This window comes from Rhodospirillum rubrum ATCC 11170 (assembly GCF_000013085.1).
Classification (GTDB): Bacteria; Pseudomonadota; Alphaproteobacteria; order Rhodospirillales; family Rhodospirillaceae; genus Rhodospirillum; species Rhodospirillum rubrum.
The window spans coordinates 3,542,077-3,564,372 of sequence record NC_007643.1 but is presented as its reverse complement, the minus strand read 5'-3'; the positions used below and the strand labels follow the sequence as shown (position 1 = coordinate 3,564,372).

At 66.2% G+C, this 22,296-nt stretch carries 21 protein-coding genes; 9 read left to right on the top strand and 12 right to left on the bottom strand.

The window, feature by feature from the left end; translation table 11 throughout:
- Both RRU_RS15985 and RRU_RS15980 read right to left on the bottom strand, forming a co-directional pair.
- A complete protein-coding gene (locus tag RRU_RS15985; RefSeq protein WP_011390844.1) occupies positions 1 to 1,320 on the bottom strand; it encodes a glycosyltransferase family 4 protein in 1,320 nt (439 codons plus the stop codon).
- A 252-nt stretch (positions 1,321 to 1,572) separates the two neighbouring features.
- The gene (locus RRU_RS15980; protein WP_011390843.1) at positions 1,573 to 2,553 is read right to left on the bottom strand and encodes an EDSAP-1 family PEP-CTERM protein; all 981 of its coding nucleotides are present in this window, start codon (positions 2,551 to 2,553) and stop codon (positions 1,573 to 1,575) included.
- 566 nt (positions 2,554 to 3,119) lie between these two features.
- Between RRU_RS15980 and RRU_RS15975 the strand changes: the two genes are divergently transcribed.
- The 5 genes from RRU_RS15975 (at position 3,120) to RRU_RS15955 (ending at position 10,717) form a co-directional block, all read left to right on the top strand.
- The gene (locus RRU_RS15975; RefSeq protein ID WP_011390842.1) at positions 3,120 to 4,454 is read left to right on the top strand and encodes a putative O-glycosylation ligase, exosortase A system-associated; all 1,335 of its coding nucleotides are present in this window, start codon (positions 3,120 to 3,122) and stop codon (positions 4,452 to 4,454) included.
- On the top strand, positions 4,451 to 5,974 hold the full coding sequence (locus RRU_RS15970; protein ID WP_011390841.1) for a lipopolysaccharide biosynthesis protein: 1,524 nt from the start codon (positions 4,451 to 4,453) through the stop codon (positions 5,972 to 5,974). The genes RRU_RS15975 and RRU_RS15970 overlap by 4 nt, the downstream gene beginning before the upstream one ends.
- A 224-nt stretch (positions 5,975 to 6,198) precedes the next feature.
- The gene (locus RRU_RS15965) at positions 6,199 to 7,461 is read left to right on the top strand and encodes a right-handed parallel beta-helix repeat-containing protein (RefSeq protein WP_014626511.1); all 1,263 of its coding nucleotides are present in this window, start codon (positions 6,199 to 6,201) and stop codon (positions 7,459 to 7,461) included.
- 14 nt (positions 7,462 to 7,475) lie between these two features.
- On the top strand, positions 7,476 to 9,788 hold the full coding sequence (locus tag RRU_RS15960) for a glycosyltransferase (protein WP_011390839.1): 2,313 nt from the start codon (positions 7,476 to 7,478) through the stop codon (positions 9,786 to 9,788).
- Positions 9,785 to 10,717 (top strand): glycosyltransferase family 2 protein, encoded by a 933-nt coding sequence (locus RRU_RS15955; protein WP_011390838.1) that lies wholly within the window; start codon positions 9,785 to 9,787, stop codon positions 10,715 to 10,717. Before RRU_RS15960 ends, RRU_RS15955 begins: the two co-directional genes overlap by 4 nt.
- Positions 10,718 to 10,738: 21 nt before the next feature.
- Here RRU_RS15955 and RRU_RS15950 read toward each other — a convergent pair whose 3' ends face one another.
- From RRU_RS15950 to RRU_RS15940, 3 genes are all read right to left on the bottom strand, one after another.
- Positions 10,739 to 10,930, bottom strand: a complete 192-nt coding sequence (locus tag RRU_RS15950) for a hypothetical protein (protein ID WP_011390837.1) — start codon at positions 10,928 to 10,930, stop codon at positions 10,739 to 10,741.
- A gap of 154 nt (positions 10,931 to 11,084) precedes the next feature.
- A complete protein-coding gene (locus RRU_RS15945) occupies positions 11,085 to 11,429 on the bottom strand; it encodes a DUF2794 domain-containing protein (protein WP_011390836.1) in 345 nt (114 codons plus the stop codon).
- Positions 11,430 to 11,473: 44 nt separating this feature from the next.
- The gene (locus RRU_RS15940; protein ID WP_011390835.1) at positions 11,474 to 11,935 is read right to left on the bottom strand and encodes a hypothetical protein; all 462 of its coding nucleotides are present in this window, start codon (positions 11,933 to 11,935) and stop codon (positions 11,474 to 11,476) included.
- 240 nt (positions 11,936 to 12,175) lie between these two features.
- On the opposite strand from RRU_RS15940, the gene RRU_RS15935 reads away from it, so the two are divergent.
- The 4 genes from RRU_RS15935 to RRU_RS15920 all read left to right on the top strand — a co-directional run bounded on the left by RRU_RS15935 (position 12,176) and on the right by RRU_RS15920 (position 16,536).
- On the top strand, positions 12,176 to 12,937 hold the full coding sequence (locus RRU_RS15935; RefSeq protein WP_011390834.1) for a tetratricopeptide repeat protein: 762 nt from the start codon (positions 12,176 to 12,178) through the stop codon (positions 12,935 to 12,937).
- The gene (locus RRU_RS15930) at positions 12,927 to 14,294 is read left to right on the top strand and encodes a PQQ-binding-like beta-propeller repeat protein (RefSeq protein ID WP_011390833.1); all 1,368 of its coding nucleotides are present in this window, start codon (positions 12,927 to 12,929) and stop codon (positions 14,292 to 14,294) included. The genes RRU_RS15935 and RRU_RS15930 overlap by 11 nt, the downstream gene beginning before the upstream one ends.
- Positions 14,295 to 14,388: 94 nt before the next feature.
- On the top strand, positions 14,389 to 15,891 hold the full coding sequence (gene der / locus RRU_RS15925) for a ribosome biogenesis GTPase Der (protein WP_011390832.1): 1,503 nt from the start codon (positions 14,389 to 14,391) through the stop codon (positions 15,889 to 15,891).
- A 90-nt stretch (positions 15,892 to 15,981) separates the two neighbouring features.
- Positions 15,982 to 16,536, top strand: coding sequence for an NADPH-dependent FMN reductase (locus RRU_RS15920; RefSeq protein WP_011390831.1), 555 nt, complete (start codon positions 15,982 to 15,984; stop codon positions 16,534 to 16,536).
- Positions 16,537 to 16,607: 71 nt separating this feature from the next.
- On the opposite strand, the gene RRU_RS15915 is transcribed toward RRU_RS15920, so the two are convergent.
- The 7 genes from RRU_RS15915 to RRU_RS15885 form a co-directional block, all read right to left on the bottom strand.
- On the bottom strand, positions 16,608 to 16,889 hold the full coding sequence (locus RRU_RS15915; protein ID WP_011390830.1) for an addiction module antidote protein: 282 nt from the start codon (positions 16,887 to 16,889) through the stop codon (positions 16,608 to 16,610).
- Positions 16,890 to 17,186: a type II toxin-antitoxin system RelE/ParE family toxin gene (locus RRU_RS15910; RefSeq protein WP_011390829.1), complete on the bottom strand. Its 297-nt coding sequence runs from the start codon at positions 17,184 to 17,186 to the stop codon at positions 16,890 to 16,892.
- Positions 17,187 to 17,372: 186 nt separating this feature from the next.
- Positions 17,373 to 18,569 (bottom strand): ArnT family glycosyltransferase, encoded by a 1,197-nt coding sequence (locus RRU_RS15905; RefSeq protein ID WP_011390828.1) that lies wholly within the window; start codon positions 18,567 to 18,569, stop codon positions 17,373 to 17,375.
- 107 nt (positions 18,570 to 18,676) lie between these two features.
- Positions 18,677 to 19,549, bottom strand: a complete 873-nt coding sequence (locus RRU_RS15900; RefSeq protein ID WP_011390827.1) for a 3-hydroxybutyryl-CoA dehydrogenase — start codon at positions 19,547 to 19,549, stop codon at positions 18,677 to 18,679.
- A gap of 42 nt (positions 19,550 to 19,591) precedes the next feature.
- Entirely contained in the window at positions 19,592 to 20,527 is a 936-nt protein-coding gene (locus tag RRU_RS15895) for an electron transfer flavoprotein subunit alpha/FixB family protein (RefSeq protein ID WP_011390826.1), read from the bottom strand.
- A 1-nt stretch (position 20,528) separates the two neighbouring features.
- The gene (locus RRU_RS15890; RefSeq protein WP_011390825.1) at positions 20,529 to 21,278 is read right to left on the bottom strand and encodes an electron transfer flavoprotein subunit beta/FixA family protein; all 750 of its coding nucleotides are present in this window, start codon (positions 21,276 to 21,278) and stop codon (positions 20,529 to 20,531) included.
- A 231-nt stretch (positions 21,279 to 21,509) separates the two neighbouring features.
- On the bottom strand, positions 21,510 to 22,205 hold the full coding sequence (locus tag RRU_RS15885) for a cob(I)yrinic acid a,c-diamide adenosyltransferase (protein ID WP_011390824.1): 696 nt from the start codon (positions 22,203 to 22,205) through the stop codon (positions 21,510 to 21,512).
- Positions 22,206 to 22,296 lie beyond the last annotated feature (91 nt).

Here is a 22,296-nt window from a genome sequence, read left to right as displayed (position 1 = left end):
TCATGATCCAACGCGTGCGGGGGAAACCGCCGGTTGCCCGGAGACCGGGACCGGACGGCCGCTCACCCGCGAAAACAGGGCCGCCAGACCGCTTGCGGTCTCATCCCAGGAAAATCGTTCGGCATAGGCCCGGGTCGCTACCCGGGGGGGCGGCGCGGCCAGCAGCCCCGCCACGCTTTGGGCGATGGCCTCAGCCGACCGCTCTTTCAATAACACGCCGGCGGCGGGGGTTGTTACCACTTCCGGTGTTCCCCAGATGTTCGATGCCACCACCGGCGTGCCGCAGGCCATGCTTTCAAGCAGGACATTGGCCCAGCCTTCGCGCGACGAGGCGAGCACCAGGGCGTCGGCGGCGCTGTAAACCGCGCTCAATCCCTCATGGGGGACGCGGCCAAGGAAGCGCACCCGCGCGGCGACGCCCAGGTCTTTGGCCAGATCCTCCAGCCGATCGCGTTCGGGACCTTCGCCGGCGATCACCAGCCTGAGCGTGGGCAGGGGGCCCTTGATCAGGGCGGCCAGGGCTTCGATCACCAGATGGTGGCCCTTGCGCTCGATCAGATGGCCGACGCTGGCGATCAGCGGTCCCTCCTCGGCCAGGTCAAGGCTTCGGCGCGCCTGGGCGCGGTCAAGGGGCTGAAACACCCCAAGATCCACGCCATTGCGCAAAACCGTGATGGCGCCCTCGGCGATGCCGATAGCGACCATTTCGTCTTTCAACGCCTTGCAGACGGCGACCATCGCCGCCGCCTGACCGGCCGCCCACACGATCATGCGCCGGGGCAGGCGATACTGCGGGATCACCGAGATATCGGTCCCACGCGCGGTAATGACCAGGGGCTTATTGAGACGGCGGGCGAGAACGGCGGCGGCGACGCCGTCGGGATAGGCGTAATGGGCATCGATGACATCGGGCGCCGGTCCCTCGGCCAACAGGCGCTCCATCCCCGGCCACAGCGCGCCGGCCATCAGCAGCGGCGCCAGGGTCATGCCGATCTTGGGCAGCACCGGATAGCGCGGGTGGAAAACCGGGATGCCGTGGCGTACCTCGCGCCGGGGAACGGCGGCGTAATCGGCATAAGCGCCCCAGCGCGGATGGGTGGAGGGGAACCAGGGAACCGGGGCGATCACTTGCGCCTCGAAGCCGCCCCGGTCGATCAGGGCGCGCAGACGGTTTTCAACGAAGACCCCATGGTGGGGGTGGATCGCATTGGGATAGAGCGTCGAGAAGACCAGCACCCGAAGCGGCCGCGCGCGATCTCCCCTCTCCGCCGGGCGGAGGGCGGGCGTTTTTTCGGCGGCGGGGCGACGGGTCGACGGCACGGGCGATCCCCTTAAGGCCTGGGGTGGAGGAACTGGGCGGATGGTCAAAAAAGCAGTGGCGCGGACAAGGTCGAAAGACCGGGACAGGACTGTGCGAGGCTTTCACCGCGGCGTCCAGAGCCCTTCATCACCAGTCCCCTTTGCTGACTTTTCCCGTCTTAAGGGCCCGATGACCCTGGTCTTTGATCCAACGAAACGCCGACGCCCTGGGGACGTCGGCGTTCTTAGTGCTCGTCACGGAAGAGCGGCGACTCAGGCGCCCAGGCCGCCCTCTTCGCGACGACGCAGCCGCAGCAGCGCGCCGACCAGAAGGATGCTGGTTCCCAGAAGCGCCGGCACGCCGGGCTCGGGGACGGTGGTCGAACCGGCCGATACCGAGGCGGTCTGAACGATGGAGAGCGTCCAGGAACCGGGGGCGAGGGTGCCAAGCCCCAAGGCGATGCGGCCCGGCGTGCTCAGATCCAGACTGTCACTGGTTCCGTTCAGCGAGGCATTGACGGTGGGGATCGAGGTGCCGCCAAGGATGTCGTTGATATTGAGTTCCCGCACGACCGTCGTGTCGTTCGCCTTGGTCAGACGCAGGACCAGATTGGCCGAAGCGGTCGCGTTGTTTTGGCTGTCGGGTTCGCCGGTGATCGCCACATAGAGCGACAAAACCGCGTCAAGCTGCAGGGTCAGATTATTGTAGGTGTCGCCGTTCAGGGTGAAGTTGAACGAGATGCCACCCGAACTGCCGGTCGAAGCCGACGCGGCCGTGTTGTTGTCGCCCGTCAGGCGGGTTTCGGCGACGGTCTGCGAGGCCAGGAAATTGCTGTTGGGGAACGAGGCCAGCGAGCCGGTGAGGCGCGAGTCGGCGCGGGTGAACTCGTTGCCCGGGGTAACGGAGGCCCGCCCGAAATTGTTCTGACCAAAGGCGCCCGAGCCGATGACGGCCATTTGGGGGTCGATGTTCAGATTGCCGGTGCCGCCGCCGATCCCCGACTTGTAGTCATTGAGAGTTCCGGCCAGCGCAACGTTCACCGCATTGTTGGTGATGCTGCCGGTATTGACACCGAACCCGCTGTTTGAAGCCGGCAATTGGGTCAGGCCGCCGACGGAATTGGTGTAATACAGGCCGGCGTTGGAGATGCTGAAGCTGCTGTAGGCGACCACATCGGCTTTTGCCGGCGCGGCGGCTGACAGGGCGACGGCGGCGATGATACCGAGGCCGCTCTTGGACAGTAGACGGGTCATGGTGCCTCCTCGCATGGGCTGAGGCCGATGGGCGACCTCGATGGGATTGTTTCTGCACCGTTAGGAATGCACCCGTCGTGCCAAAGAAAATAACACCTTAAAATTCAATAAGTTGACAGAAATAAGAAGCGAAGTGGGGGGCGAGTTTGTAAAGTTTTCCGACAGCGGAAAGCCGGCAAAACGCCTTTCCGGCCAGAACCAGCCAGGGTTTCCGCCGATTCACCGCTGTTCGGCGCGGTTGTAAAGAATTCCGACAAAATCGAGAAATCCGCAAAAAGTCTTTTAGAGCAAAGGATTGGCGTTTATTTGGCCCATCGGGGCCCGCGAGGACATGGCCGTGCCGGCTTTGGCTTGGAAAAACCGCCCCACCCCCCTGAAATTGGCGATACCCTTCTGTATTCGCTTGGGGAATACCGCCGTTTCTCCTTTGGGGTCCCGGCTTTCCCCGGGCTTGGGGAGCTCTCTTCCCTTTCACCGGAAGAACGCCTTCCGATAAGCTGGCGCAGCGCTCGATGCGGGATCGAGACGACTCCACCCGCCGACGGGGGAGGGGAAAAGGACAGGGCATGCGGGATCTGCTGCTCGCGCTATTGCTGGTTTCCAGCCTGCCGTTGATCATCGTCCGGCCCTATGTGGGCGTGTTCGTCTGGTGCGTCGTGTCGCTGATGAACCCGCATCAGATGGCCTATGGCTTCATTTCATCGGCGCCGGTCGCCTTGCTGGTCGCCGGATCGACGCTGATCGGGCTGCTCGCCTCGCGCGAGCCCAAGCGCCTGCCCGGCGATCCCATCGTCATCTGTATCCTGCTTTTGGCCTTCTGGGTGTCGGTGACCACGGTCTTCGCCCTGCGCCCGGACGTGGCCTTTCCGTTGTGGGACCGCACGATCAAGATGTTCCTGATGGTGCTGGTCGGTCTGGCGCTGATCCGCAGCCGGCAGCGCCTGCACGCCCTGGTGTGGATCCTGGTCGTCAGCATCGGCTTTTATGGGGTGCGTGGCGGCTTGTTCACCCTGGTCACCGGCGGTGGCGGGCGGGTGGTCGGTCCGCCAACGACGATGATCGGCGACAACAACTCCCTGGCCGCCGCCCTGATCATGACCCTGCCCCTGATGCGCTATCTGCATCTGCAATCGGCCAACCGCTGGATCCGCCTTGGCTTGGCCGGGGCGATGGGGCTGACGGCGCTGTCGGTCCTTGGTTCGTTTTCGCGCGGCGCCCTGCTGGCGTCGGTGGCGATGTTTTTCTGGATGCTGGTGCGCTCGCGCAAGCGGCTGATGATCCTGGCTTTGGGGGCGACCTTCGCCATTGGCGGGCTGTTCCTGATGCCCGAGAGCTGGCACGACCGGATGAACACCATCAGTGATTATCAGGAGGACGAATCGGCCATGGGCCGCCTCGACGCCTGGACCTTCGCCTTCAATCTGGCGGTGGAGCGGCCCTTGGTCGGTGGCGGGTTCCGCATCAATGTCGACCGGGATGTGTTTTTGCGGTTTTCCCCCGAGGCCGGGATCAACCGGGCTTTCCACAGCATTTATTTCCAGGTTCTGGGCGAGCATGGCTTCGTTGGCCTGGGGTTGTTTCTGGCGACCCTGGCGCTGGGGTTTTTCAAGGCCGGCGCGCTGTCGCGTCAATGCGCCGGTGATCCGAAACTGGCCTGGGCCCGCGATCTTGGCGCGATGTCCCAGGTCAGTCTGGTTGGCTATGCCGCCGGCGGTGCCTTTCTCGATCTGGCCTTCTTCGATCTTTTCTATTTCGTCGCCCTGTTGCCGGTGATGGCCAGTTGGGTTCTGGCCAACCCGCCGCCGGTCGTCTGGAAACCGAAACCGGTGAAAAGCCAAGTCCCGGGGCGCGGCCGGCCGCGCCGCGCCGCCTTGCCGCCGCCGAGGGATGCCCTGCCATGACCGGCGGCGGGGCGAAAGGCCGGGCCCTGGTCGTCGGCGCCGCCCTGGCGATGGTGGCCTTTGTCGTCGAGGTGGTATCGGCCTTCTTTCTGATGCCGTTCCTGATCCATGCCCTGGGCCCCGAACGTTATGGGCTATGGGCGCTGATCGGCACCATCATCGCCCAGTTCTCGTTGCTTGATTTCGGCCTGTCGGCCACGGCGCAGCGTTACATGGCCGGGGCTTTGGCCCAAGACGACCGGGCGCGGGCGGGCGAGATCTTTTCGGCCGCGGCCCTGCTGTTCCTGATCGCCGGAGGGGTCGCCTTCGCCCTCAGCCTGATCCTGGCCGGCGGCGCGCCGCTGGTGATGGCGCCGGGCCCCGGCCGTGACGAATTCGCCCTCGCCCTGGCCATCATGGGGGGGATGGTCGGTCTGTCGCTGCCGCTCAACGTCGTCCGCGGAACGGTCATGGCGCGGATGTCGTTCGCCTGGCTCAGCGTCATCGAGATCGGCCGCGCCCTGCTGCGGGTTGGCGCGGTGGTGCTGGTCATCGACCAGGGGCGCGGGCTGGCGGCTTTGGCGGCGATCACCCTGGCGATCACCGTTCTCGAGGCGGCCGCCTTGCGTCTTTTGCTCGCCCGGGTTCTTCCCTGGCTGTCGGTCCGCCCGGGCGGTGTGCGACGGGCGACGTTGATCGAGCTGTTTCACTTCAGCAAGCATGTCTTCGTGGTGAAGATCGGCGATATGGCGCGCTACCGGATGGATAATTTCATCATCGCCCCGGTTCTGGGCCTAAGCGCCGTCACCCATTATTCGGCGGCCTCGCGGCTGGCCGATACCTTCATCTCGCTGATCGATCGCGTTTTCACGCTGTGCGGGCCGGTGTTCTCGGGCTATGCGGCGCTCGATGACCGCGAGAACATGCGCGAGAAGTTCTTGCTGTTCACCCGCTTCGCCACCCTGGCGACCGCTTGCGCCGCCGGCGGCGTGCTGAGCGCCGGATGGATCTTTATTCCGTTGTGGCTGGGGCCCGAGTTCATCGACAGCTATCATGCCATGGCCGCCCTGACCGTCGGTCTGACGGCCCTGCTGATCCAGGCGCCGACCCGCGAGGTTCTAAGCGCGCTATACAAGCATCCCTTCGACGCCTGGACCAATCTGGCCGAGGCGGTGGCCAATCTGGCGATCAGCCTGCTGCTGGTGGGCGATTTCGGCATTCTCGGGGTGGCCTTGGGCACGGCGATCCCGATGGTCGTGGTCAAGATGGGCGTGCTGCCGGTCTATGCCTGCCGCAGGATCGGCCTCGGCGTGGGCACCTATTATCGTCTGGTGGCGGGCGCTCTGGCGGTGGTGGCCCTGTGCCATCTGCCGATCGTCGCGGTGATGGTCAGCATCCCCCATAGCTTCCCCGCCCTGTTCACCGCCGCCCTGGTCTGTTACGGCCTGCTGGGCATGGTTTTGTTCCGTTTCGCCCTTCCCCGGGAGATCCGCGCCCTTCTTCTGGCCAGCCTGCGCCCGGCGCGGGTGGCCGCGGTTTGAGGAGCGAGGCGATGGACCGGGAGAAGGCTTTGGCGCCCTTATCCGAGATCGGCCCGGCTTGTCGGTTTTTTCGCCTTTTTCGGTGCGAGGCCGCCCGACGGCTCCGCGCCCGTGCGCTTTGTCCGGGGCTTTGCCCCTCCATCGGCCCCACCGCTCGCTGTTTCTGGCGAGCGGGGGACCCCATGAACGGCAGGTTTCCCATGCGACACCACGATCAATCCCCGATGCTCGCCCTCACCGCCGTCCGCCCCCGGGCGTCATGGGGATGGAAAGCCGCCGCGCTCGGCCTTGCCGGCCTGCTGGCGGTGCCGTCGCTGGCGGCGGCTCGCACCCTCACCGTTGGTCCGACGGGGCAATACGCCTTGCCCTCCCAGGCGGCGGCGGCGGCGGTCAATGGTGATACGGTCGAGATCCAGGCCGGCGATTATGGCGCCGATACCACGGTGTGGAAGCAGAACGATCTGGTGATCCGCGCGGTTGGCGGGCCGGTGGTGCTGGTGGGCGGCGCCTCTCTCACCCAGGGCAAGGCCATTTGGCTGACGACCGGCAACAACGTCATCATCAGCGGCATCAATTTCTCCAAGGCCGCCGTCCGCGACCGCAACGGCGCGGGGATCCGCCATGAGGGCGGTGATCTGCGGATCATCGGCTGCGTATTCCACGATAACGAAAACGGCCTGCTGGCCACCTCGCGGGCCGGGGCGAATATTCTGATCGAAAGCTCGGAATTCTATGCCAATGGCTATGGCGACGGCCGCTCCCACAACATCTATATCAGCACGGCGGCGCGCTTCGTGATGCGCTACAGCGCCAGCTACGGCGCCAAGGTCGGCCATCAGATCAAGACCCGCGCCGCGGCGAATGAAATCGCCTATAATTTCCTGGCCGATGGCGCCAACGGCACCGCCAGCTACACCATCGATTTGTCCAACGGCGGGGACAGTCTGGTGGTCGGCAATGTCATGCAAAAAAGCGCCAAGGCCTCGAATGGCACCTTCGTGATGTATGCGGCCGAAGGTCAGAAGGTCGCCGGAAGCCGTCTCACCGCCATTCACAACACCCTGGTCAACAACCGTAGCGCCGGCGGATTCTTCGCCAATCGCGATACGACGACCCCCGCCGTGCTGTCGAACAACTTCATGGTCGGCCAGGGCACGGCGGTCAGCGGTCCGGCGGAACTGGCGGGCAATCTGCAGCTGCGCAGCGCCGGGCTGCGCGAAAAGGCGACGGGCCTGCTCAAGGCCCTGGATGGTCAGGCGGCGGCGGCGACGCCGGGGTTGACGGTGACGGATGGCGATCCGGGGTTCGTCAATGCCGATGTGCTTGATTTCCGCCTGACCTCGATTTCGCCGGCGGTCGATGCCGGGGCGGTGTTGCCCGCCGCCCTGATTCCGACGGCGGAATACCTATCGCCGCTGCTTGGGCGGGCCCGCGTGCAGATCGGCGCGGCCGATGTTGGGGCTTATGAATATCGGCCGGCGCAGTAAGGGGACTTCAGCGCGTGAAGAAAGGCGACACCATGGGGCGCGGGCGATCCATCCTGTTTCTGTCGAGCAATTTCCCGCCGGTGATCGGCGGGTCCTCGGTGGTCTACGACCAGATTTGCCGCAACGCCTCCGAGCAGGTGGTGGTGCTGGCGCCCCGGCGGAACCATGAAACCGGCCAAGTCCACCCCGGCACCGACAGCCATGACCGCGCCTGCGGCTACCCGGTGCATCGCGTCGATTACCTGCGTCCGCCCATTCCCCAAGGTCCGCGATCCCGGCTGGGGCATCTGACCGATGCCCTGCGCTATGACCTGCCGGTGATGGCCAGGGCCCTGGCGGCGGCGATCGGGCTGATCGTGCGCTACCGGGTCAAGGTGGTGTGCATCGGCGAGCTGGTGCAGAACGGTTGGATGGTTTTGCCGCTGCGCTATCTTCTGGGGCGGCGGGTGGTTCTTTATACCCACGGCGAGGAAATCTCGGAGGACGGGCTGGGTCTGTTGATGGCCAAGCGGGCGATTTGGCTGCGCCATGCCCATAAAGTGGTGGCGGTCAGCCTGTTTTGCAAAAGCATGATCGTCGCCCGCTTCCACATCGATCCGGCCAAGGTTTCCGTTATTACCAATGGCGTCAATCTGGGGATTTTCAACCGCGAGGGGCCGCTCGATCCGCGCGCTCTGCCGGCGGCGGCGGTGGGGCGCAAGGTGGTGCTGGCGGTCTCGCGTCTGGTGGAGCGCAAGGGCATCGACCGCCTGATCCGTGCTTTTCCCGCCATCGCCGCCAGCATCCCCGAGGCCCATTTGGTCATCGCCGGCAGCGGGCCGCTGGGCCTGTCGCTGGAGGAACTGGCCCGCGCCCTGGGATTGGGCGAAGACCAGGTCTCCTTCCTGGGGCCGATCAGCCAAGAGCGGCTGGTGGCGCTTTATCGCTTGGCCGATGTTTTCGCCTTGCCCTGCCGCACCCTGGCCAATGGCGATACCGAAGGCTTCGGTCTGGTGTTCCTGGAAGCCAACGCCTGTGGCACGCCGGTGGTCGCCGGCGGGGCGGGGGGAACGGTCGAGGCGGTGGTCGATGGCGAGACCGGGCTGATCGTCGATGGCGGCGATCCCCAAGCCATCGCCCTGGCGGTCAACACCCTGCTCGCCGATGCCCCCGGCGCGGCGCGGATGGCCGAGGCCGGTTGGAAAAGGGCCCTGAGCTATGGTTGGCCGGCGGTGGCGCGCCGTTTCGTCGAGGTTAGCCTGAACGCCCGCAAAGACGCGCCCGAGCCGGCCTATCAGCCCGGTGACATTACCTCCCTTAGCCTGGACGGGCCGACCCGGCTGCTGGTCAGCGTCGATCTGGAAGAGGCCTTCGACTGGTCGACCTTTTCGCGCGAGGGCTATCAGATCAAAGGCTGGCAAGCCCTGGAGGAGTTTCATGCCGGATGCCGGGGGCTTGGGGTGTCGCCGGTCTATCTGGCGACCTATCCGATGCTGGGCGATCCGGTGATCTGCGCCTTCCTGCGCCGCTGCCTTGAGCGTGGCGAGGCCGAGGTCGGGATCCATCTGCACGGCTGGGTGACGCCGCCCTATTGGGAGCATCCAAATGTCTTCAACAGTTATCAGTGCAATCTGCCCGAACACGTGGAGCGGCGTAAACTCGAGGCGCTGATCGCGCTGTTTACCGAGCGCATGGGGCAGGCGCCCTTGCTGCACCGCGCCGGGCGCTGGGGCGGCGGGGCGCGGACGGCGGCGCTTCTTGCCGAGATGGGGCTACGGGTCGATCTCAGCCCCTGCGCCGGTTTCGGCGCGAGCCCGCAGGGCGGGCCGGATTTCTCGGCTTTGAGCGGCGCCCCCTTCCGCGCCGGACCCGGGCGCGACGTGCTAACGATCCCGGCCACCACCTTGCGCTTCCTGCGCGGCCCGCTCGCGCTGTCCCAGGCGCTTTTCCGCTGGTCGGGGCGGCGTGGACCGAAGGGATGGGCCTCGCCGCTGGCGTCGCTGGGCACCCTGGTGCGCTTTTCCTCGGAAGATCTGACCACCGCGCAATTGCGCGCCTTCGCCCATGAACTGACCCTGCGCAAGGCGCCGATCGCCACCTTCACCGTTCACCACACCTCGCTCTATGGCGGCGGCAACGACTATGCCCCCGATGAGGCGGCGGCGCGGGCCGTGCGCGAGCGGGCCTTCGCCACCTTGGCCTATGCCATCGACACCTGCGGCATGCGGCCCACGCGCTGCGCCGATTTGCTGGCGGAGACCCGCATGGTGTCGCCGGAGCGCTCCGCCGATCTGCGCTCCGACGACGCGGCCCTGGCGCCGGCAAGGCCGCTGGCCGCCCTGCCATGAACCCGGGCGGCGCCGAGGTGTCGGTGGTGATTCCGGCCTGGAACGCCGAAGCCACCCTCGGCCGGGCCCTGGCCTCGGTGCGGGCGCAAACCCTGGCGCCCCGTCAGGTGATCGTGGTGAACGACGGATCGAGCGACGCCACGCCCGAGATCGCGGCGCGGATGGCCACCAAGACCTTCCCCGTGACGGTGATCGACCGCACGGGGCGGGGGAGCGGGCCGGCGGCGGCGCGCAACGCCGGCATCGCCGCCGCCGGCGAACCCTTCGTCGCCTTTCTCGATGCCGACGACGTCTGGCTTCCCGACAAGTTGGCCCGGCAGATGGCCGCCTTGCGCGCGTCGCCAGACGCCGTGCTCTGCTGTTGTGATGCCCAATGGGTCGGCGAGGACGCGCCCGCGCGGACCGCCCATCCCACCATCTATGAGGATCGCCCGATCAAGGGCGGGGCCGAGGCCTGGAAGGAGATCTTGCTTGATTGCTACGTCGGCACGCCCTGCGTGGTCGCCCGCCGCGCCGCCCTGATCGAAGCCGGCGGCTTTGATGAAAGGCTGGTGGTTGGCGAGGATCAGGATCTGTGGATCCGCCTTGCCCTGCAAGGGCCGGTGATCGCCCTGCCCGAGGTTCTGGTGCGCTACGGCCTGTCCGCCGACAGCCATATGGCCCGCCACCGCGCCCTGGCCGCAAGCCTGTGGTTGCCCCATTTCGAGGCCCTGGTCAGCGGGTTGGGCGCCCGGCTCTCGGCGGGGGAACGCGATGCCATCCTCCGCGCCCGTCTGTGGCGGATGGCGCGGAGTGTTTATCTGGATGGTCGGAAAGATCTGGGGCTGAGTTTGATGGCCAGGGCGGTCGCCCATGGGCTGCCCCGGCGCGCCCGGATGGTATTCCTGGCACGCGCCCGTCTCCGCTCCGCCTTGGGGCGGAACGGCTGACCCGGGCGGGGATGGGGCGGGTTACTCGATATTCTTGGCGGCGGTCATGGCGACGATCAGCACCATCAGCAGCACGGTCAGGGCCAGTCCGACGAACAGCATGATCGTCATGAACGGCATGGCGATGGTCGAGCCGACGACATAGATGCTGAGATAGAACGCCAGCCCGACGACGGCGACGACGAGAATGCCCAAAAGCTTGGCGGTGACCATTCCTTTAAATCCCCCTCGAGTGCCTGAATCCGGCGGACGATGCCCTGTGAAGGAGGGGCGTCCGCCATGGGTAATGGAACGGATATACGCTGCTGATTTCATCCTGTCCAGATCATGGCTTATCCAGATCTCTGGAATTTGACAAAACTGCTTTTCAGCCGCGGACCAGCTTCATCCGGTGTTCGAGCGCCTCGATCAGGTCGAGCAGGCCTTCGCCCTGGCGCATGCGGTGGGTACCGGCATAAAGGCTGAAGGTCTGGGCGGCGGCCGAGGCGCCGGCGTCGCGGCGTTTGACCACGGTGAACAGCGGTTTTTCGCCGGCATGGCGGAAGACATGGAAGCGGGCGACGGTATCGTCATGGTCGATCGCATAGTCCCGCCAAAGACCTTTGGTCACCTGACGGCTATAGAGCGACAGCAACTGATTGATTTCCGTGCGGCTGAAATGAACGACCTGCGCCGAGCGTCGAAAGTCGACCAGCCTCAAGACCTTGTTCATCGCCTCCCTTCCATCCGGCAGCGACTGCGCCGGACGGCGTGGAGCTAACCTCCGATCCGTTCGGCCCGCGAACTGATGACTTGCCCCGGCGGGGCGACCTGCTGATTGCGACGACGGGGTTGGGGCGTATCATAGCAGGTCACGGTCGCAAGGGAACGGTAACAATAAAGCGCGACCAGCACGGCCCGGTTGTCTGGCAGGATCTCGCGACAGTAATAGTCGCCGTCCATGGCGTAGATGGTTGAGCAATCCTTGCCGGTGATCAGCGAATAGACGTTATCGACGATGGTCTTGTCGGTGAGGATCAGGGTCGAGAGGTCGGCGGCCATCAAAGGGACCGGATACCAGTCCACGGCGCCGGCGGCCACTTGCATCGGATTGCTTTCGCAAGCACCCAGGGTGGCGAGCGCCATCACGGCGGCGATGAGGACGCGACGGCCCGATCGCGAAGACCGGGGGCGCTTCGCGGCGAAAGCGGCGCATCCGTCAGAAGCTGGTCTCGTCATGCAGGGCCCTATCTTCCGCTGGCGCCGACCCGCTTGGCACGGGGGGCGGCGGCTGCCGCTTGGGCAACCAATGGGGATCATTAAGTCTAGGCTGGGCGGGTTAAGGATCTTTGAACATCGCCTTATTATGGCACGAAGCCAGCGCGCGCGGGCGATTGCCAAGGCGCGAGGCTGTGGCTATGGTGACGCGCGTTCGTCCGCCCGGACCCTATTGCCGTGCCTGCCCCTAAGGAGAGACGCGTGGCCAAGCCGCCAGCCGATACCGATCCCCAACAGGATGCCCTTTTCCGCGAGGTCGAGGAAGACCTGCGTCATGAACGTCTGGCCGAAATCTGGAAACAGTACGGCGGGCTGATCATCGCGGCCGCCGTGGTGGTCGTTCTGGCGGTCGCCGGTGTTCAGGGCTGGCGGGTTTATCAGGCCGATCAGCGCGCCGAACAGGCCGCCCGTTTCGATGCCGCCCGCGACCGCCTAGCCAAGGGCGACAGCGCCGCGCTTGAGGATCTGGCCGCCCTGGCGGCGGACCGCTCTTCGGGCTATGCGCCGCTTGCCGCCTTGCGCCGCGCCGCCGCCCTGGCCGACGAGGGCAAGACCGACGAGGCGATTCAGGGCTATCGCGGCCTGATCAACGATAGCGCCGCCGATCCGGTGTTTCGCGATGCGGCGCGGGTGCTGGCCGTGCTTCACGGTCTGACCCTGCTTGATCCGGCCGAGATCGGCGGGTTGTTGCAGCCGCTGCGCGACGGTACCGGCCCCTGGCGGCCGCTGGCCGAGGAACTGGCGGCGGTGTCGAGCCTGCGCCAGGGCGACAGCAAGGCGGCGATCGAGATTTTGCGGGGGATCCTGGGCGATCCCCAGGCGCCGCGGGGCGTGCGCCAGCGCGCCGGCGGTCTGCTGGCCGCCCTGGGCGCCAGCCCGACTCCGCCGGCGGAGTCGGGCGAGAGCTCGTCTTCGGGCCCGGCTCCGGCCGCCCCCCCTGCCGGAGGCGGGAATGGCGGCTGATCGGGCGATGGGTCGGCGGTTTGCCGCTCTGGTGCTAAGTGTGACCTTCAGTCTGGCCCTGGCCGGCTGTTCGGACACTTGGCTGGGTGATTCCTGGTTCGGCTCGGATGACACGCCGCCGCTGGCCGGCGAACGGGTTGCCGTTCTCGGCCAGGATCGTGGTTTGTCCGAAGCGACCAAGGACGAGCACGGCGTTGAATTGCCCGCCCCCGAGGATAACGACGACTGGCCGCAAAGCGGCGGCTATTCCCACCACGCCATGCAGCACATGGTGGTCGGCGAGTCCCTTCAACGCCTGTGGTCGACCAGCATCGGCGCCGGCGGCACCAGCCGCGACCGCCTGCTCAATGGTCCGGTGCTGGCCGACGGCCGTATCTTCACCATCGATCGCGAGGCGACGGTCCGCGCCTTCAACGCCGAAACCGGCAAGGAATTATGGCAGGCCGCCCTGCCCAATCGCGACGACGACGAAGACGACGGCGCTTTCCTGGGCGGCGGGCTGGCCTATGACCGCGGCCGCATCTTCGCCTCGACCGGCTTTGCCAAGGTGGTGGCGCTGCGTGCCGATACCGGCCAGGAACTGTGGCGTACCGAGGTTGACGGCCCGATACGCGCCGCCCCCGCCGTCAATTCGGGCCGGGTAGTGGTGCTGACGGTCGATAATCAGGCTTTCGCCCTGTCGGCCGTCGATGGCCACAAACTGTGGAGCCATTCCGGATCGCCGCAGACGGCGACCATCCTTGGCGCCCCGACTCCGGCCATCGACCAAGGCGTGGTGGTCATTCCCTATTCCTCGGGCGAATTATTCGCCCTGCGTCTGGAAAGCGGCACGGAAATCTGGTCGGACGCGGTGACCGCCGTGCGCCGCACCGACGCCACCGGCTCGCTGCAAGACATCCGGGCCAATCCGGTGGTCGACGCCAACCACCTGTACGTGATCGGCAACAGCGGGCTGATGGTCGGCATGGATCTGCGCTCGGGCGCGCGGGCTTGGCAACTGCGGGTGGCGGGCACCCAGCAGCCCTGGCTGGCCGGCGATGTCTTGTTCCTGATCAGCGCCGAGGCCGAACTGGCCGCCGTCAACGCCAAGACCGGCGCCGTCATCTGGACGACGCCGCTGCCGCGCTATGAAAGCCCCGATAGTCTGGCCACGCCTTTGCTGTGGACCGGTCCGGTGCTGGCCTCCGATCGGCTGATCATCGGCTCGTCCGATGCCTCGGCCTATGCCGTATCGCCCTACACGGGGAAGATCCTCGGGCGGATCGAACTGCCCGACGCGATGGCCTCGGCGCCTATCGTCGCCAAGGGCACCCTTTATTTCCTGACGACCACCGGCGAACTCGTCGCCTATCGCTGATCCCGTTTTCCGCCCCATATGCAAAGGGCGGAAAAGGGGCCGGGTCGGACGGCCGTTCCGGGGCGGGACCCCGGAACCAATGGATATCTGAAATATGTTCACTGTCGCCATCATCGGCCGGCCCAATGTGGGCAAGTCCACCCTGTTCAACCGGCTGTGCGGTCGCCGGCTGGCCATCGTCCATGACATGCCCGGCGTGACCCGCGACCGCCGCGAGGGCAAGGCCTCGCTGGCCGATCTGGTCTTCCGGGTGGTCGATACCGCCGGTCTGGAAGAGGCGGGCCCCGAGGTGCTGGAAGGCCGCATGCGCCAGCAGACCGACCGCGCCCTGTCGGAGGCCCATGTCGCCCTGATGCTGATCGACTCGCGGGCCGGGGTGACGCCGCTCGACGCCCATTTCGCCGAGATTCTGCGCAAGGCGCCGATCCCGGTGATTCTGGTCGCCAATAAATGCGAAGGCGGGGCGGGCAAGCCCGGTTTCTACGAATCCTACAGCATGGGCCTGGGTGATCCGGTGCCGTTGTCGGCCGAGCATGGCGAAGGGCTGTCGCTGCTCTATGAAGCCCTTATGCCGATCTATGACGCCCATATGGCCCAGGAGGCCAAGGACGAGGCCGACGCCGTGCGCGCCGCCTTCCTGGAAACCGAAGCCGCGAGCGCGGCCAAGCCCTATATCGATTTCGCCTCCCTCGAACCCGACGAGGTTCCCGAGGACGACGACTCCGATCCCTCGCAAGATCCCGAGGATGATTTCTCGGTCGAGGCCTTCGATCCGCGCGGCGAACGGCCGATCCAAATGGCGATCATCGGCCGGCCCAACACCGGCAAGTCGACCCTGATCAACCGCCTGATCGGCGATGACCGGCTGGTCACCGGCCCCGAGGCCGGCGTGACTCGCGATGCCATCGAGGTCGATTGGGAATGGGGCGGCCGGCGGTTCCGGCTGGTCGATACCGCCGGTCTGCGGCGCAAGGCCCGGGTCGAGAACAGCCTGGAAAAGCTGATGGTGGCCGATACCCTGAACGCCATCCGTCTGGCCGAGGTCTGCGTGCTGATGCTCGACGCCAATATGGTGATGGACCGCCAGGACCTGACCATTGCCCGGCTGGTCATCGACGAGGGCCGGGCCCTGGTCATCGCCGTCAACAAATGGGATGCCTGCGCCGATCGCAAGGCCGCGCTGCAGCGGCTGGCCGATCGGCTGGAAACCTCGCTGGCCCAGGTGCGCGGCGTTCCCTTCGTCACCCTGTCGGCTTTGGAGGGCCATGGCCTCAATCGCCTGATGGACGCGGCGTTGGAAGCCCATGCCAAATGGAACCGCCGGGTGCCGACCAGCCGCTTCAATCGCTGGCTGAAGGGCATGATCGACCGCCATCCGCTGCCGATGGGCAAGCATGGCCGACGCCTGCGCATCCGCTATGGCACCCAGGCCAAGATCCGGCCGCCGACCTTCGCCCTGTTCATGACCCGGCCCGATGATCTGCCCGAATCCTATGTGCGGTATCTGAATTCGGGGCTGCGCGAGGATTTCGACATGGCCGGCACGCCGATCCGCCTGCTGTTCCGCGCCACCAAGAACCCCTACGCCGATAAATAGCCGGTGGTAACCCGGGGGTGACTCCTTGGCAGAGAAGGAAAACGGCCCCAGATCACCGGGGTCTTTTTCTTTTTTGAAAGGGGGGGTCCCATGGGGTCCTACCGCGTCGCCGTTATTGTCGGCAGCAATCATTCCGCCTCGATCAATCGCAAGCTGGCCCAGGCCCTGGTCAGGCTTGGCGGCGAGACCCTGGAGTTCGAGTGGATTCGCATCGACGATCTGCCGCTCTATTCCCTTGACCTGGAGGGCAGCCGCCCGCCCGAGGTCACCCGCTTCACCGATCAGATGAAGGCCGTCGATGCGGTTCTGGTGGTCACGCCCGAGCATAACCGCTCGCTGCCCGCCGTGCTCAAGAACGCCATCGACTGGGGATCCAAGCCCGCTCCCGACAACGTTTGGCGCGGCAAGCCGGCCGCCATCACCGGCACCTCTCCGGGCGCCATCGGCACCGCCCTGGTCCAGCAGCATCTGCGCCAGATCCTGGGAATCCTCGGCGCCCATGTCATGGGTGGCGAGGTCTATATCTCGTTCAAGCCCGATCTGATCGCCGAGGACGATACGGTGACCAACGAGAGCACCCGGGTTTTCCTTGAAACCTTCATGGGCCAGTTCGCGACCTTCGTCCGCAAACTCGCCGCCCCCTGATCAAACCCCCGCGCCCGCTTTTTGGTAGACGGAGCGGGCGCGGGGTCGACACGGACTGTCCGATCGCGGCCTTAATCAAGACGGGCGGTCAGAGTCACCCCCAATGCCCGGGCGACGCCCAGAAGGGTTGTCAGGCGCGGATCGCCGTCTTCGCTTAGCGATTTATACAGCGCCTCTCGCGTCACGCCCGCCTCGCGTGCCACATCCGTCATTCCGCGAGCCCGGGCGATCACGCCAAGGGCGTCGGCGATATAGGACGCGCTGCCGCTGGCGAAGGCATCGTTAAGCAGGTCTTGCTGGGCTTCCGGCGAGGTCAGATGACGTGCGGCATCGAAGGGCTTGGTTTTGATCATTCAGCTTTCCACTTCTGCGGCCATCGCCTTCGCTCTGGCGATATCACGGCGCTGGGCCCCTTTGATGCCGCCACACAGCAAGATGATGAGGGTCGTTCCCCGTTGTACGAAGTACAACCGGTAGCCTGGGCCATCGTCGACTCGCAGCTCCGATACCCCATCGCCCACCGGCTTCACATCGCCGAACAGGCCGTTGCGCAGTCGCACGATGCGTTGAGCGATGCGCGCGCCGGCCTTTTCATCGGCCAAGCCCGCGAGCCACTCTTCAAACGCCTCGGTCTGGCGGACATCAAACAAGGTGTAATTTATACGTTACACATGGGGGATCGTAAAGGACGTCGCAATGCCGGGGCCCGCTGAATTTCCCCCGATGACCTCCATCCATCGTGTGCCGTCGATATCAAGGATGATCGGCAAGCTGGCTCCAGCCATCCTGATCGCCATAGGGAGTGAGGCGAGGGCGTTGACCATCGCGCCCGCGACTCAGGGGGCGAGGCGGAGCAGGAGGGCGGTGAGCAGGGCGGCGGCCGCCGCATTGAGATAACGACCACGGCCGATCAGGATCAGCGTGTAAAGCCCGGCCAGGGTGGTGGCGGCGGCGGCCAGACAAGCCTCGGTCGTCCAGGCGGCGCGGTCGCCGGCCTCGACGATCAGCCAGCCGGTCGCCACCCCCCACAGGGCGTAGACGCCAAGCGCCGGAGGCTGGCGAAACAGCCCATAGGTGCCGTCGCGCACGGCGAACAGGGCGGCGGCTGTCGCCAGGGCCAGGGGGGCGAGACCGGGCAGGGCGGCAAGGGCGGCGGTGTCGTGGAGCGCGATCAGGCCGATCGCGCCGATCAGCCACGCCGCCAGCCCGCTATTGGCCGGATCGGCCCGTTCATTCCACAACCGGCCGAGCGCCGGGGCGGCGAAGAGGGCGGTCGGCCATAGGACCAGCAGGGCGGTCGGCGCGACAAGCGCCGGCTCGCCGGCCATCGGTGGCCAGAGCGCGGTTCCTAAGGTCCCTTCGGGCAGGGCGGCCAGCCACGGACCGATAACGGCGGCCAGGAAGATCACCCCGGGGAAGGGACGCAAGGGCACCAGCCAGCCCAGGCTCCGGCGCTCCGCCGATATCAGGGCGAGGAAGGCCACCGCCAGCAGCGGCCACGCCAGCCCCTGGGTCAGCAGGGCGGCGCCCAGCACGAACCAGAAGCCATGGGCCATCCACAGCGCCATCGGCGCCCCGCCTTTGGCCTGGAGATGCAACCGCATCAGCAGATCCATCAGCGCGAGGCCGGCCAGCGCTCCGGGCGCCCCGGCGCCGGCCCGGGTGCCGATACCGTCCAGGGCCAGGGAGGCGGCGAACAAGGCGCCGGCGACCAGGGCGATCTTTTTATTGAAGACGGTGCGGCCGATATCATGGACGACCAGCACGCCGAGCACGGCGCAGAGCAGATCGGGCAGGCGCGTTCCCCACAGCGGGGCACCTTCGCCGCCGGCCCATAAAACGAGCAGCCCCAGCCAATGGGCCCCCGGCGTGGCGATCGGCTCGCTCCCGCCCCCGGCCAGCGTCCGGGTGTCATCAAGAAAGCGCGCCTCGTCAAAGCCCAGGGGGGCGCCCAGGACGGCGGGCAGCAGCAAGGCAAGGCTGAGCAGGGTCAGCAGGGCGAAGGGATGCCAGCGGGTGATCAGGCGGTGCATGGGGGCTCTCCCGGTCCAGGGGGCACCCTTGGGCGCCCAAACGAACACCGGGGACGGCCCCCGTCTGGGCGCCGTCCCCGGTCGTGGTCTCCTGATGATCGCGCGGCTTAACGGGTGGGAACGGGGGTCTCGCCCGAATAGTCATAGAAGCCCTTGCCGGTCTTGCGACCCAGCCAGCCGGCTTCGACGTATTTCACCAGCAGCGGGCAGGGCCGGTATTTGGTATCGGCCAAACCCTCGTGAAGAACGTGCATCACCGCCAGACAGACATCCAGACCGATGAAATCGGCCAGCTCCAGCGGGCCCATCGGATGGTTGGCGCCCAGGCGCATCGCCGTATCGATGGCATCGACCGATCCCACGCCCTCATACAGGGTATAGACGGCCTCGTTGATCATCGGCAGCAGGATGCGGTTGACGATGAAGGCGGGGAAATCCTCGGCCGAAACCGGGATCTTGCCCATCTTCAGAACCAACTGGCGGATCAGAGAAAAGGTTTCCTCGCCGGTGGCGATGCCGCGGATCAATTCGACCAGCTTCATCACCGGCACCGGGTTCATGAAATGCATGCCCATGAACTTCTCGGGGCGGTCGGTCGAGGCGCCGAGACGGGTGATCGAGATCGACGAGGTGTTCGAGGCGACGATGCACGACGGCTTGAGCACCGGGCACAACTCGGCCAGGATCTTGCGCTTGACGCCTTCGTCCTCGGTCGCCGCCTCGATCACCAGATCGCAGTCGTCGAAGCTCTTCATGGTCGAGGTCGGGGTGATCCGCGCCAGGGTGCTTTCAAGATCTTCCTGCGAGATCTTGCCCTTGGCCTGCTGGCGTTCGAGATTCCTGCGCAGCGACCCCATGCCACGTTCGAGCGCGGCCTCGTTCACGTCCATCATCTGGACCTGATAACCCGACAAAGCGCAGATATGGGCGATACCATTGCCCATCTGGCCAGCGCCGATCACGCCAATCTTTTCGACCATCTTGGAGCCTTTCCGCTTGCGGGGACGGATCGTCCCCCGGGATTATTTGTCTAATGCGGCGGTCAGCGCGGGCACGGCCTGAAACAGGTCGGCGACCAGCCCGTAGTCGGCGACCTGGAAGATGGGAGCTTCCTCGTCCTTGTTGATGGCGACGATGACCTTGCTGTCCTTCATGCCCGCCAGATGCTGGATGGCGCCCGAGATCCCCACGGCGACATAAAGATCCGGGGCGACGATCTTGCCGGTCTGGCCGACCTGATAGTCGTTGGGCACATAGCCGGCATCGACGGCGGCGCGGCTGGCGCCGACGGCGGCGCCCAGCTTGTCGGCCAGGGCTTCGATCAGGGCGAAGTTCTCCCCCGACCCCATGCCACGGCCGCCGGAAATGATGACGCGGGCGCTGGTCAGCTCGGGGCGGGCCGATTTCGACAGTTCCTGGCCGACGAAGCTCGACAGGCCGGAGCTGGCGGTGGCCGAGATGCTTTCAACCACCCCCTGGCCGCCGTCGGCGTTGGCCGGATCGAAGGCGGTGGTGCGGACGGTGATGACCTTGGGGCTGTCGGCGCTGCGCACGGTGGCCAGGGCGTTGCCGGCGTAGATCGGCCGCACGAAGGTATCCTCGGCGATCACGGCGGTGATGTCGGAAACCTGGGCGACATCGAGAAGGGCGGCGACTCGCGGCAGGATGTTCTTGCCCGTCGTCGTCGCCGGGGCGAGGACGTGGGAATACTCCCTGGCCAGCGACACGATCAGCGGGGTCAGGCTTTCGGCCAAGGGATGGGCATAGACCGCGTCGTCGGCGACCAAGACCTTGGTTACCCCGGCCACCTTGGCGGCGGCCTCGGCGGCGGCGGCGCAGGTCTGGCCGGCGACCAGAACGTGAATGTCACCACCCAACTGGGCGGCGGCGGCCACCGTATTGAGGGTGGCGGGCTTGAGCGACGCGTTGTCGTGTTCGGCGATTACCAGCAAAGCCATGTCAGATCACCTTCGCCTCGGTCTTGAGCTTTTCGACCAATGTGGCCACGTCGGGCACGCGGACGCCGGCCTTGCGGCTGGCGGGCTCTTCCACCTTCAGCGTGGTCAGCCGGGGGGCCGGATCGACGCCCAGATCGGCCGGAGACAGGGTCTCGATCGGCTTTTTCTTGGCCTTCATGATATTGGGCAGGCTGGCATAGCGCGGCGTGTTCAGCCGCAGATCGGCGGTCAGCACCGAGGGCAGGGTCAGCGACAGGGTTTCAAGGCCGCCGTCGACTTCGCGGGTCACCGTGGCCTTGCCTTCGGCCAGGGTCAGCTTGGACAGGAAGGTTCCCTGCGACCAGCCGAGCAGGGCGGCCAGCATCTGACCGGTTTGGTTGGCGTCGTCGTCAATCGCCTGCTTGCCCAGAAGGATCAGATCGGGAGCCTCCTTTTCGACCAGGGCCTTTAGCATCTTGGCGACGGCCAGCGGCTGCAGCTCGACATCGCTTTGCACCAGAATACCGCGATCGGCGCCCATCGCCAGGGCGGTCCGCAAGGTTTCCTGGCATTGCGCCACCCCCAGCGAGACGGCCACGACCTCGGTCACGGTGCCCGCTTCCTTCAGCCGGATGGCTTCCTCGACGGCGATTTCATCGAAGGGGTTCATCGACATCTTCACGTTAGCCAGTTCGACCCCCGTGTTATCCGCTTTAACGCGGATTTTCACGTTATAGTCGACGACCCGCTTCACGGCGACCAGTACTTTCATGGATTTCCTGTCTTTCGAGCGTGGGTTTTCCAGGCCGGGCCGTTTCGTCTTCGCAACGACCGGGCCTCCCCGCCCCGGTCTCCGGGCCCCCGTCTTTTCGGGGGTCCAGACAAAGAGATAACGCCCCGGTTCCGGCTATGACCGGTTGCGGTGCAAAATACGGAACCGTCTAGCGGAAGTCAACGAAACCGCAGTGGAACAGGCGGTCAAAGCGGCTTTTTGGGCGGGCTGTCAGGCGCGCGGGCGGGCGCCCGGACGCAACCACAGCACGTCGGCCACGCCGCGGTCATTGACGAAACGGGCGAGAACCAGAAGGTAGTCCGACAGCCGGTTGACGTAGCGCAAGCCAAGGGTGTCGGCCTCGCTGGTGGCTTGATCCGATCCGTCGGGGTTGAGTTCGGCGATCAGTCTTTCGGCCCGGCGGGCGACGGTGCGGGCGTGATGAAGGTGGGCGGCGGCCGGCCGGCCGCCGGGCAGAACGAAGTTGGCCAAAGGCGGCAAAAGCGCGCTTAGGGTGTCGATTTCACTTTCCAGGCGGGTCACCTGGGCCTGGGTGATATGCACCGCCTCGACGCGGGCCGGGGCGTCGCCATCGACGCGGGCCGGGGCGTCGCCATCGACGCGGGCCGGAGCGTCGCCATCGACGCGGGCCGGAGCGTCGCCGTCGGCGCGGGCGAGATCGGTTCCCAGATCGAACAGGTCGTTCTGGATGCGCTCGAGGGCGGCTTCGGCCGGCTCCTCGCCGCTGGCCGTCGGGATGACCTCGCCGGCGACATGCAGGCGGGCGATGCCAAGGATGGCGTTGATCTCGTCGACGGTGCCATAGGCCGAAACCCGGATCGCGTACTTGGGGACCTGGGTGCCGTCGCCCAGGGATGTCTTGCCACTGTCACCGCTTCGGGTGTAAATCCGGGTCGGCTGTTCCATGTCTTTCGCTCCTTGGCGCCCGGGTCTTTGATGGACCCTTCGAGGGCGCTGTCCATAGGGGGATGCGACGGAACCCCCGCTTGGGTCCGCC